The organism is Onishia niordana (genome assembly GCF_004798965.1).
Lineage (GTDB): Bacteria > Pseudomonadota > Gammaproteobacteria > Pseudomonadales > Halomonadaceae > Onishia > Onishia niordana.
Genome location: NZ_SDSD01000010.1, coordinates 106,409 through 117,120, shown reverse-complemented (window position 1 = coordinate 117,120; position 10,712 = coordinate 106,409). Strand labels below are relative to the sequence as shown.

The window sequence follows — 10,712 nt, the reverse complement described above, 5'->3', positions numbered from 1 at the left end:
AAATGATCGGCCACAGCCCCCCTCTAATGGCGCCTGCTACGACGGCCACCAGCGACTTTTCCTCTCCAGCACCAGCAACGAAGCGAAAAGCGACGGCCCTCATCCCGGGGCTTCTCTGCCTCTTTCCTGCTCACCTCCGATCGCTGACGCGACCAGAGCGCTTATGCAGAACTCTAAAACAGGGCACTTACTACAGCGCTCTTTATATGACGACTTATTGCATGTGGCCTTAAAAGTGGGCCATATGCGCCTGCTCGGCGCAGGAGTCAGGGGGAGGGCGTGGTCGTTACAGGATCGGTGGCTTGCTTCTCACACGCTTTACCCTTGCACGTGTCGACCCGGTCGTTGGATGCCCTGCCTCTAGGGGAGATGTTGATCTGGATAATTCAGGAAGGAAAGTTCAGGGAATGTGATGAGCAACTTTGGTCGCGATGATTTCCGGGGGGCGCCACCATCCGCTAGAATGACGGTTTTTTGGGCGGGAAGGTGCGCATGACCATCGGTGAACTGATTCGCTTGTTGAGTGACGGTGACTTTCACTCCGGCGAGCAGTTGGGTGAGCGTCTGGGCGTATCCCGTACTGCCGTCTGGAAGCAGCTCAAGAAACTCGAGGCAATGGATATCCCCCTCGAGGCGGTTAAGGGGCTAGGTTACCGTTTGGCCGACCCCATTGAGCTTCTGGATGGGCCGGCAATCATCGCGGAGCTGTCTCGTGACAGCCGCCAGCAGATGGCTCGGCTTTTCATAGAAGAAAGTCTCCCTTCGACCAACCGTTACCTGCGCGAGCGCTTCGAGCAGGGTGCCGGGCATGGTGAAGTATGCCTGAGCGAAGCGCAGAGCGCCGGTAGAGGTCGGCGGGGTCGCGCCTGGGCTTGCCCCTGGGGGCGTGGTCTGCTGATGTCCCTGGGGTGGCGATTCGAGTCCGGTGCCGCGGCACTGGAGGGGTTGAGCCTGGCGGTCGGCGTGGCACTCGCCGAGGTGCTGGAGCGCCATGGCGTCGAGGTGGCCTTGAAATGGCCCAATGATGTCCTGGTGCTTGGCAGGGGGCCTTCGCGTAAGCTCGCCGGTATCCTGCTCGAGGTCAGTGGCGACCTGTCAGGCCCCTGCGAGGTGGTGATCGGTCTGGGGCTCAATGTCACGCTCCCCGAACCGGTGCGCCAGGAGATCGATCAGCCCGTCGCGGCAGTGCATGATCAACAGCCTGGGGTCAGCCGTAACCGTCTGGCGGCGGACTTTATCGATGCACTGCTGGCCTTGCTGCCGCGCTTCGAACAAGAGGGCTTTCCCGCCTGGCAGGAGGCGTGGAACGCGCGTCATGCTCATGCCGGTCAGACGATCGATATCATCCAGGGGCCGCGCCGCGAAGAGGCGGTAGCCGGAGGAGTGGATGCCGCGGGTAACCTCCTGGTATGGCAGGATGGTGAGAATCGAGCCCTTGCCAGCGGTGAAATCAGCGTGCGTGGTCATTCATGATTCTGGATCTGGATATCGGCAACACCCTGTCGAAGTGGCGTCTCAAAGATAGTGTGAGCAGTGAGATCCGGTCCCGCGGGGCGGTCTGGACGCGTGAAGAGTGGCGCCCTGGCGCGGATATCCCTGATCTGGACGTGGTGCGGGCGGTACGCATCTCCAGTGTGGCGCGCCAGAAGGTGCTCAAGGAGACGGTCGAGCTCCTGCGCCACGAGGTTGGCGTGGTTCACGTGGCGCGGCCCGTTCGCGAATCACTTGGCGTGATCAATGGCTATGACGATCCAGGCAGGCTCGGCGTGGATCGCTGGTTGGGAGCGCTGGCGAGTTACCAGCTGGCCGGCGCCTGCTGCACGGTGGATTGCGGCAGTGCGATCACCATCGATTTCGTGCTGCCCGGCGGGCGTCATCTCGGGGGCTATATTCTTCCTGGCTTGCGGCTGATGAAGGAGAGTCTCAAGCTCGGAACACGCAACGTCGCGATCGATCCCGACAGCGAGGCCGATGAGCTCCTTGCGCCGGGGCGCAATACCGTCGAGGCGGTCAATCACGGCATCTATATGGCGGCAGTCAGTGCCGTGAACCGCATCTATGGCGAAGTCTGTGACCGAGAAGGGGTGGCGTTGCCGATGCTGCTGACTGGTGGCGATGCCCGCGTGGTGTCACGGGGGGTTCGCGTACCGCATGCCGTTTGGCCGGACATGGTCTATGGCGGGCTGGAGGCCTGCTTTCCGCGGACCGCTGCTGAAAGAGCCGGACGGCTGTCGGGCTCGCCGGAGGTGCCTTCACCGGTGGCGCTGGAAAAGATTCGCGCAAGCCTTGCATTCTCCATGCTCCTTTGACAGAATGCAGCGCGTTCGCAGGGCAAGCGTTGCCGGGCCGCGGTTCGGAAAGAGCAAGATAAGCGTTTGACATTGCTGCGAAAAGCGGTAGAATTTACCGCGAGTTTGGAGGGATTCCCGAGTGGCCAAAGGGAGCAGACTGTAAATCTGCCGCGAAAGCTTCGAAGGTTCGAATCCTTCTCCCTCCACCAGATTTAGCCGAAACGCCTGTTGTCGATTCGGTGGTGAGAGCGGGTCGGCGGGCATAGTTCAATGGTAGAACCTCAGCCTTCCAAGCTGATGATGCGGGTTCGATCCCCGCTGCCCGCTCCAGTTTTTGCTGTATAGGTTTTGCTCGTGTAGCTCAGGGGTAGAGCACACCCTTGGTAAGGGTGAGGTCGGCGGTTCAAATCCGCCCACGAGCTCCATTTGGAAAAGGCGAGCTAAAGGCTCGCCTTTTCTTTTTCCTCAGCGCTATGCTGGGGGTTGCCAGGCAGGGGCGCTTTCGCTATGATAGCGCCCGCTGTTCACAGGAAGCCTGCAAAGGGTTTTCGGTGAAAGCGTAGATACAGGCCAGTAGCTCAATTGGCAGAGCAGCGGTCTCCAAAACCGCAGGTTGGGGGTTCGATTCCCTCCTGGCCTGCCAGTCTTCCCCAGGCTGGTGATATCCCATATACTTTCATGTTTCGATTGCTGCACCCTGAGGAGTCTCGTTCGCATGAAACTAAACGCCGAGGTGCAGGAGTCGCGCCACGACGGGCTCAGGTGGGCGGTTGTCGTCTCTCTGGTAGTCGTTGCCGTAGTTGGTAACTCCTATTTCGCCGATCAAGCGCTGCTCTACCGCGTGTTAGGTGTGGTTGCCGTATGTGCAGCCGCTGCTGGTGTGGCCATTACCACCACCAAGGGGCGCAATCTCCTGGAGCTGGCCCGCAATGCGCGCAAAGAAATTCAGCGCGTCGTCTGGCCGACCCGCCAAGAAACCATCCAGACCACCGCGATCGTTATGGTGGCAGTGTTGGTGGTAGGCCTGATGCTGTGGCTAATTGATACCCTTCTTGGCTGGGCGATGTCCGGCGTCATTGGTTAGGAGATTCCATGTCCAAGCGTTGGTATGTCGTGCATGCCTACTCCAGCTTCGAAAAGCATGTCATGCGCTCACTCAATGAGCGCGTGAAGATGTATGGCATGGAAGATCGCTTCGGCGAGATTCTGGTGCCGACCGAAGAAGTTGTCGAGATGCGTGACGGCAAGCGCCGCAAGAGTGAGCGCAAGTTCTATCCCGGCTACGTGCTGGTTGAAATGGAAATGGACGACGCGACGTGGCATCTGGTTAACGAGACGCCGCGTGTTCTTGGTTTCATCGGTGGAACCAAGGAAAAGCCGGCGCCGATCAGCCAGAAAGAGGCCGACGCGATCCTGCGCCGTGTTCAAGACGGCACAGATAAGCCGCGGCCCAAGACGGTCTTCGAGCCGGGTCAGTCCGTTCGTGTCATTGATGGGCCTTTTGCCGATTTCAATGGCGTGGTCGAAGAAGTCAATTACGACAAGAGTCGTGTCCAAGTCAGCGTGCTGATCTTTGGACGTGCGACGCCTGTCGAACTCGAATTCGCCCAGGTCGAGAAAGACTGATTCTCGATGGGTTGCGTGATTGCTGTTAAGTGATCGCGCTGTAGTCAGGCCGCCGAGGCGGTTGTTCAACCGGGGAGCCGAAAGGCGCTAGCACCCAATTGGAGTCCTAACATGGCCAAGAAAGTACAGGCTTACATCAAGCTGCAGGTTGCAGCGGGTAAAGCCAATCCGAGTCCCCCCGTGGGCCCCGCGCTGGGTCAGCACGGCGTCAATATCATGGAATTCTGCAAGCAGTTCAACGCAGAAACCCAGGATAAAGAAGCCGGCCTGCCGACGCCGGTCGTGATCACAGTTTACTCCGACCGCAGCTTTACCTTCGTTACCAAGACGACGCCTGCCGCCGTCCTGCTGAAGAAAGCTGCTGGTATCAAGTCCGGCTCTGGTGAGCCGAACAAGAAGAAGGTCGGTACCGTGACTCGCGAGCAGCTCGAAGAGATCGCCAAGACCAAGGAGCCGGATCTGACGGCTGCTGATCTTGACGCCGCGGTGCGTACCATCGCTGGTAGCGCCCGCAGCATGGGCCTCAACGTGGAGGGTCTCTGATCATGGCTAAACTGTCCAAGCGCGCTTTGAAGATCAAAGAGCAGGTCGACACGTCCAAGGTCTATTCTCTGGATGACGCAGTGACGCTCCTCGGCGAGTTGTCCACCGTCAACTTCAAGGAATCCCTCGACGTCGCCATCAATCTGGGCGTTGATCCGCGCAAATCCGACCAGGTCGTGCGTGGCGCCACCGTCATGCCCAACGGCACTGGCAAGGACGTTCGCGTTGCCGTGTTCACCCAGGGTGCCAACGTCGATGCCGCTAAAGAAGCCGGCGCCGACATCGTGGGCATGGATGACCTGGCCGAACAGGTCAAGAAAGGTCAGCTCGACTTTGACGTGGTTATCGCCTCGCCGGACGCCATGCGCGTTGTCGGTCAGCTGGGCCAGATCCTCGGTCCGCGTGGCCTGATGCCGAACCCGAAGGTCGGCACCGTGACGCCGGATGTCGCGACCGCGGTCAAGAACGCCAAGGCTGGTCAGGTGCGTTTCCGTACCGACAAGAACGGCATCATTCACACGACCCTGGGCAAAGTGGATTTCGCAGCTGACGATATCCGCGGCAACCTTGAAGCGCTGGTCGCAGACCTCAAGCGTCTCAAGCCCAGCACGTCCAAGGGTGTGTATTTCAAGAAGCTGACCCTGTCCACCACCATGGGCCCGGGTCTCACCGTCGATCATTCTTCTTACGTTTGATCGGCGTAGCCAAAGATACTTTGCGGTCCCCGCTCTTCTTCGTGGAGTTCGGGGCGCCGTCAAAGACCGCAGGCGCCAAGCCTTGTCTGCAAGACTTGGCTTAATCTTCCCGAAAGGGATGCCTGCGCAGATGGTGTGGCCGCCAGCTACTGGTGTGCACCATCACCCAAGCCCTCTTACCCATAGGTAAGGGGAGATGGTAACCCCCGGTACTCGGAGGCATGAGCCTCCTGGTTCCGGCACGAAGGAGTGATCACTGTGCCACTAGCTCTCGAAGGCAAGAAAGCAATTGTTGCCGAGGTCAGTGAGGCCGCTAAGGACGCTCTTTCCGTCGTAGTTGCCGATTCTCGCGGTGTGGACGTTAGAGCCATGACCGACCTGCGCAAGCAGGCGCGCGAGAATGGCGTGCAGATTCGTGTTGTTCGCAACACGCTGGCACGTCGCGCCCTGTCCGGAACTCCCTGGGAGATTCTGGACGAGACTTTCTCGGGTCCGACCATGTTGGCCTTCTCCTACGAGCACCCGGGCGCTGCCGCCCGTCTGTTCAAGGAGTTCTCCAAAGGTCAGAAGGACTTCGAAGTCAAGGCGCTGGCATATGACGGTGAGCTCATCCCGGCTTCCGACCTCGATCGTCTGGCCACGCTGCCGACACACGATGAGGCGATCGCCAAGCTGATGTCCGTCATGAAGGAAGCTTCTGCCGGCAAGCTGGTTCGTACTCTCGCGGCACTGCGCGACCAGAAGGAAGAAACGGCCGCTGCCTGATTGGCGCGTTTCTCTGAGTAGCCTGTACCGATCATTGAATCATGAGCACTTGGTCACCTGGCCGAGGCTCCGCAAAGTCTAGGAAATTGAACATGGCACTTACCCAAGAAGACATCATCAACGCCGTCGCCGACATGACCGTCATGGAAGTGGCTGGCCTGATCGAAGCGATGGAAGAGAAATTCGGCGTGACCGCAGCTGCCGCTGTTGTCGCTGGCCCGGGTGGCGGTGAAGCCGAAGCTGAAGAAGAGCAGACTGAATTCGACCTGGTGCTGACCGGCGCTGGCGACAAGAAAGTCAACGTCATCAAGGCCGTCCGCGAGATCACTGGTCTCGGCCTGAAGGAAGCCAAGGGTGCCGTCGACGGCGCGCCGGCGACCATCAAGGAAGCGATGGCCAAGGACGACGCTGAAGAAGCGAAGAAGAAGCTGGAAGAAGCCGGCGCGAGCGTGGAGCTCAAGTAATTCTTGTGCCCACGGCTTCACGCGCTGCGTAAGCTTCCACGGCTGGTGGCGGGCTTCCCGCTACCGGCCTTTTTCTGTTGTTACTAGCTGCCCGCCTCTAGGCGACGCCGCTAGCCGAATTCCGACGGCGAGCTTCCATGAGGGGGCTTGCCGTCAGCGCCTGACGGGACCCATCCCGTCAGGTGGCGCCGACTCGCATCGGTCACCCATGGTGAACAAGCTGGGGAATACAGATGGCTTACTCATACACTGAGAAAAAACGCATCCGCAAGGATTTCGGCAAACTGCCCCAAGTGATGGATGTGCCCTACCTGCTGGCCATCCAGCTTGATTCCTACTACGACTTCCTCCAGCAGGATCGCTCGCCGGAAGAGCGGCTCGAGCTCGGCCTGCATGCCGCCTTCAAGTCCGTATTCCCGATCGAGAGCTTCTCGGGCAACGCTGCTCTCGAGTATGTCAGCTATCGTTTCGGCACGCCGGCCTTCGACGTCAAGGAATGTCAGCTGCGCGGGGTCACCTATTCGGCACCGCTGCGCGTCAAGGTGCGCCTGATCATCTACGATCGTGAATCATCGAACAAGGCGATCAAGGATATCAAGGAGCAGGAAGTTTACATGGGGGAAATCCCCCTGATGACCGAGAACGGTACCTTCGTGGTCAACGGTACCGAACGCGTCATCGTCTCCCAGTTGCATCGCTCGCCGGGTGTGTTCTTCGATCACGATAAAGGCAAGAGCCACTCGTCAGGCAAGCTCTTGTACTCCGCGCGGGTTATCCCTTACCGCGGCTCCTGGCTCGATTTCGAGTTCGATCCCAAGGACAACGTCTTCGTGCGTATCGACCGTCGCCGCAAGCTGCCGGCGTCCGTGCTGCTGCGCGCGCTGGGCATGAGCGCCGAGGAGATCCTCGATCACTTCTTCGAGACCAGCATCTTCCATATCGAGAAGAGCGGGTTCTCGGTGGAGTTGGTGCCGTCGCGCCTGCGCGGTGAGACCGCGACCTTCGACATCAAGGATGCCGATGGCAGCGTGATCGTCGAGGAAGGTCGCCGCATCACCCAGAAGCACATCCGCCAGATGGAAAAGTCGGGGCTTGAGCGTCTCGAAGTGCCGATGGAGTACCTCTACGGCAAGACGCTGGCCAAGGATCAGGTCGATCCGAAGACCGGCGAGCTGATCTGCGAGTGCAACACAGAGATCACCGCCGAGCTGCTCGAGAAGCTGGCGACCGCCGGCATCACGACGCTTCAGACGTTGTACACCAACGACCTGGATTGCGGCCCGTTCATCTCCGATACCCTCAAGCTGGATGGCACGCGCAGCCAGCTCGAAGCGTTGGTCGAGATTTACCGCATGATGCGCCCCGGTGAGCCGCCGACCAAGGAAGCCGCCGAGACGCTGTTCCACAACCTGTTCTTCACCGAAGATCGCTACGACCTGTCGGGCGTGGGGCGGATGAAGTTCAATCGCCGTCTGCGTCGTGATGCCGATACCGGCTCCGGCGTGCTGGACAATGGCGACATCCTCGATGTCCTCAAGGAGCTGATTGCGATCCGCAACGGCTTCGGCGATGTCGACGATATCGACCACCTGGGCAACCGTCGCATCCGTTGCGTCGGCGAGATGGCCGAGAACCAGTTCCGTGTTGGCCTGGTGCGCGTCGAGCGCGCGGTCAAGGAACGCTTGTCGATGGCCGAAAGCGAAGGCCTGATGCCGCAGGACCTGATCAACGCCAAGCCGGTGGCGGCGGCGGTGAAAGAGTTCTTCGGCTCGAGCCAGCTCTCGCAGTTCATGGACCAGAACAACCCGCTGTCCGAGGTCACGCACAAGCGTCGCGTCTCGGCGCTCGGCCCGGGCGGTCTGACCCGTGAGCGTGCCGGCTTCGAGGTGCGTGACGTTCACGCCACTCACTATGGTCGTCTGTGCCCGATCGAAACGCCGGAAGGCCCGAACATCGGCCTGATCAACTCGCTGGCGACCTACAGCCACACCAACAGCTACGGTTTCCTCGAGACACCGTATCGCAAGGTGGTGGATGGTCAGATCACCGATGACGTGATGCAGCTCTCCGCGATCGAAGAGGGCAACTTCGTCATCGCTCAGGCGTCTGCGACCGTCGACGAGAACGGCTACCTGGTCGATGACCTGGTGCAGGTCCGTCACCGCGGCGAGACCACCTTCATGGCGCCGGACAAGGTCACCATGATGGACGTGTCGCCGCGTCAGGTGGTGTCCGTGGCCGCGGCCCTGATCCCCTTCCTCGAGCACGATGACGCCAACCGCGCCCTGATGGGGGCCAACATGCAGCGTCAGGCCGTGCCGACACTGCGTGCGGACAAGCCGCTGGTCGGTACCGGCATGGAGCGCTTCGTCGCCCGTGACTCCGGCGTCTGCGCCGTGGCTCGCCGCGGTGGTGTGATCGATTCGGTGGATGCGCGTCGTGTCGTGGTGCGGGTCAATGAAGATGAAATCATCGGCGGTGAAGCCGGTGTGGATATCTACAACCTGACCAAGTACACCCGTTCGAACCAGAACACCTGCATGAACCAGCGCCCGATCGTGCGCCCGGGTGACCGGGTCTCGAAGGACGACATCCTTGCCGACGGCCCGTCCGTCGACATGGGTGATCTGGCGCTTGGCCAGAACATGCGCATCGCCTTCATGCCCTGGAACGGCTACAACTTCGAGGACTCCATCCTGTTCTCGGAGCGCGTGGTGCAGGAAGATCGCTTCACCACCATCCATATCCAGGAACTGACCTGCGTATCGCGCGACACTAAGCTGGGCGCCGAGGAAATTACCTCGGATATCCCCAACGTTGGCGAGTCCGCACTGGGCAAACTCGATGAGGCCGGCGTGGTCTATATCGGTGCCGAGGTCGGTCCGGGCGACATCCTGGTCGGCAAGGTCACGCCCAAGGGCGAGACCCAGCTGACGCCGGAAGAGAAGCTGCTCCGTGCCATCTTCGGTGAGAAGGCCTCCGACGTTAAGGATACCTCCCTGCGTGCCCCGACCGGCATGAAGGGTACGGTCATCGACGTCCAGGTCTTTACCCGCGACGGTGTCGAGAAGGACTCCCGCGCGCTGTCGATCGAGCAGATGCAGCTCGATGAGGTGCGCAAGGACCTTCAGGAGACGTACCGTATCGCCGAAGATGCGACCTTCGAGCGTCTCAAGCGCACCCTGACCGGTCAGCCGGTCAACGGTGGGCCCAAGCTCAAGAAGGACGATGTGCTCTCCGAGGAGTATCTCGAAGAACTGCCGCGTCAGCAGTGGTTCAAACTGCGCATGCAGGATGAGTCGCTGAATGAGCTGCTGGCTCAGGCGGATGAGCAACTCGAGACCCGTCGCAAGGAAATGGACGAGCGCTTCGAAGACAAGAAGCGCAAGCTGACGCAGGGCGACGATCTGGCGCCGGGCGTGCTGAAGATCGTCAAGGTCTACATGGCCGTCAAGCGTCGCATCCAGCCGGGTGACAAGATGGCCGGCCGTCACGGTAACAAGGGTGTCATCTCCGCGATCATGCCGATCGAGGATATGCCCTTTGACGATGGCGGTGAGCCGGTCGACGTGGTCCTGAACCCCTTGGGCGTGCCATCGCGCATGAACGTGGGTCAGATCCTCGAGACGCACCTGGGCATGGCGGCACGTGGTCTCGGCGTCAAGATCGAGCATATGCTTCGCGACGCCCGTGAGCAGCAGGTTGGCGAGATTCGCGAATTCCTCGGCAAGGTGTACAACACCGAAGGCTCGCGTCTTGAGGACATCAGCTCGCTGTCCGACGATGAGGTGATCGCCCTGGCCAAGAACCTCAAGAGTGGTGTGCCGATGGCAACGCCGGTCTTCGACGGTGCCAAGGAGCACGAGATCAAGCATCTGCTGACGCTTGCCGATCTGCCTGATTCCGGCCAGATGACGCTCTACGATGGCCGTACCGGTGAGTCCTTCGATCGCCCGGTCACCGTTGGCTACATGTACATTCTCAAGTTGAACCACCTGGTCGACGACAAGATGCACGCGCGCTCCACTGGCTCGTACTCGCTGGTCACCCAGCAGCCGCTGGGCGGCAAGGCGCAGTTCGGCGGTCAGCGCTTCGGTGAGATGGAGGTCTGGGCCCTGGAAGCCTACGGTGCAGCCTATACCCTCCAGGAGATGCTCACGGTCAAGTCCGATGACGTGGAAGGTCGTACCAAGATGTACAAGAGCATCGTGGATGGCGATCACTCCATGCAGGCGGGCATGCCGGAATCCTTCAACGTATTGGTGAAGGAAATCCGCTCGCTGGGCATCGACATCGAGCTGGAAGGCTAAGCACCCGGGGCTTGAGTC

9 protein-coding genes and 4 tRNA genes are annotated in these 10,712 nt (G+C 60.4%); all 13 read left to right on the top strand.

Annotated features, from left to right (window positions below):
- Window positions 1-492: 492 nt before the first annotated feature.
- The 13 genes from ETC27_RS15910 to rpoB all read left to right on the top strand — a co-directional run bounded on the left by ETC27_RS15910 (window position 493) and on the right by rpoB (window position 10,694).
- Window positions 493-1,473, top strand: coding sequence for a biotin--[acetyl-CoA-carboxylase] ligase (locus ETC27_RS15910; RefSeq protein ID WP_136255949.1), 981 nt, complete (start codon window positions 493-495; stop codon window positions 1,471-1,473).
- Window positions 1,470-2,309 carry a type III pantothenate kinase gene (locus ETC27_RS15905; RefSeq protein WP_136255948.1) on the top strand — a complete coding sequence of 280 codons (840 nt, stop codon included), beginning with the start codon at window positions 1,470-1,472 and terminating at the stop codon, window positions 2,307-2,309. The genes ETC27_RS15910 and ETC27_RS15905 overlap by 4 nt, the downstream gene beginning before the upstream one ends.
- 107 nt (window positions 2,310-2,416) lie before the next feature.
- Window positions 2,417-2,500, top strand: a tRNA-Tyr gene (locus tag ETC27_RS15900).
- A 47-nt stretch (window positions 2,501-2,547) separates the two neighbouring features.
- Window positions 2,548-2,621, top strand: a tRNA-Gly gene (locus ETC27_RS15895).
- A gap of 20 nt (window positions 2,622-2,641) precedes the next feature.
- Window positions 2,642-2,716 (top strand) — tRNA-Thr (locus ETC27_RS15890).
- 142 nt (window positions 2,717-2,858) lie between these two features.
- A tRNA-Trp gene (locus ETC27_RS15885) sits at window positions 2,859-2,934 on the top strand.
- Window positions 2,935-3,006: 72 nt separating this feature from the next.
- Window positions 3,007-3,375, top strand: a complete 369-nt coding sequence (gene secE, locus ETC27_RS15880; RefSeq protein WP_136255947.1) for a preprotein translocase subunit SecE — start codon at window positions 3,007-3,009, stop codon at window positions 3,373-3,375.
- Between the two features lie 8 nt (window positions 3,376-3,383).
- The gene (gene nusG, locus ETC27_RS15875) at window positions 3,384-3,917 is read left to right on the top strand and encodes a transcription termination/antitermination protein NusG (RefSeq protein WP_136255946.1); all 534 of its coding nucleotides are present in this window, start codon (window positions 3,384-3,386) and stop codon (window positions 3,915-3,917) included.
- Window positions 3,918-4,028: 111 nt separating this feature from the next.
- Entirely contained in the window at window positions 4,029-4,460 is a 432-nt protein-coding gene (gene rplK / locus ETC27_RS15870) for a 50S ribosomal protein L11 (protein ID WP_136255945.1), read from the top strand.
- A 2-nt stretch (window positions 4,461-4,462) separates the two neighbouring features.
- The gene (rplA, locus tag ETC27_RS15865; protein WP_136255944.1) at window positions 4,463-5,155 is read left to right on the top strand and encodes a 50S ribosomal protein L1; all 693 of its coding nucleotides are present in this window, start codon (window positions 4,463-4,465) and stop codon (window positions 5,153-5,155) included.
- A 258-nt stretch (window positions 5,156-5,413) separates the two neighbouring features.
- On the top strand, window positions 5,414-5,920 hold the full coding sequence (gene rplJ, locus ETC27_RS15860) for a 50S ribosomal protein L10 (protein WP_136255943.1): 507 nt from the start codon (window positions 5,414-5,416) through the stop codon (window positions 5,918-5,920).
- Between the two features lie 92 nt (window positions 5,921-6,012).
- Window positions 6,013-6,384 carry a 50S ribosomal protein L7/L12 gene (rplL, locus tag ETC27_RS15855; RefSeq protein ID WP_136255942.1) on the top strand — a complete coding sequence of 124 codons (372 nt, stop codon included), beginning with the start codon at window positions 6,013-6,015 and terminating at the stop codon, window positions 6,382-6,384.
- A 233-nt stretch (window positions 6,385-6,617) separates the two neighbouring features.
- A complete protein-coding gene (gene rpoB / locus ETC27_RS15850) occupies window positions 6,618-10,694 on the top strand; it encodes a DNA-directed RNA polymerase subunit beta (RefSeq protein WP_136255941.1) in 4,077 nt (1,358 codons plus the stop codon).
- The last annotated feature ends 18 nt before the right edge of the window (window positions 10,695-10,712 follow it).

Bases quoted from the DNA above. Each gene is read 5' to 3' on its own strand.
- ETC27_RS15910 (WP_136255949.1), top strand. From the start codon at position 493: ATGACCATCGGTGAACTGATTCGCTTGTTGAGTGACGGTGACTTTCAC.
- ETC27_RS15905 (WP_136255948.1), top strand. From the start codon at position 1,470: ATGATTCTGGATCTGGATATCGGCAACACCCTGTCGAAGTGGCGTCTC.
- secE (WP_136255947.1), top strand. From the start codon at position 3,007: ATGAAACTAAACGCCGAGGTGCAGGAGTCGCGCCACGACGGGCTCAGG.
- nusG (WP_136255946.1), top strand. From the start codon at position 3,384: ATGTCCAAGCGTTGGTATGTCGTGCATGCCTACTCCAGCTTCGAAAAG.
- rplK (WP_136255945.1), top strand. From the start codon at position 4,029: ATGGCCAAGAAAGTACAGGCTTACATCAAGCTGCAGGTTGCAGCGGGT.
- rplA (WP_136255944.1), top strand. From the start codon at position 4,463: ATGGCTAAACTGTCCAAGCGCGCTTTGAAGATCAAAGAGCAGGTCGAC.
- rplL (WP_136255942.1), top strand. From the start codon at position 6,013: ATGGCACTTACCCAAGAAGACATCATCAACGCCGTCGCCGACATGACC.
- rpoB (WP_136255941.1), top strand. From the start codon at position 6,618: ATGGCTTACTCATACACTGAGAAAAAACGCATCCGCAAGGATTTCGGC.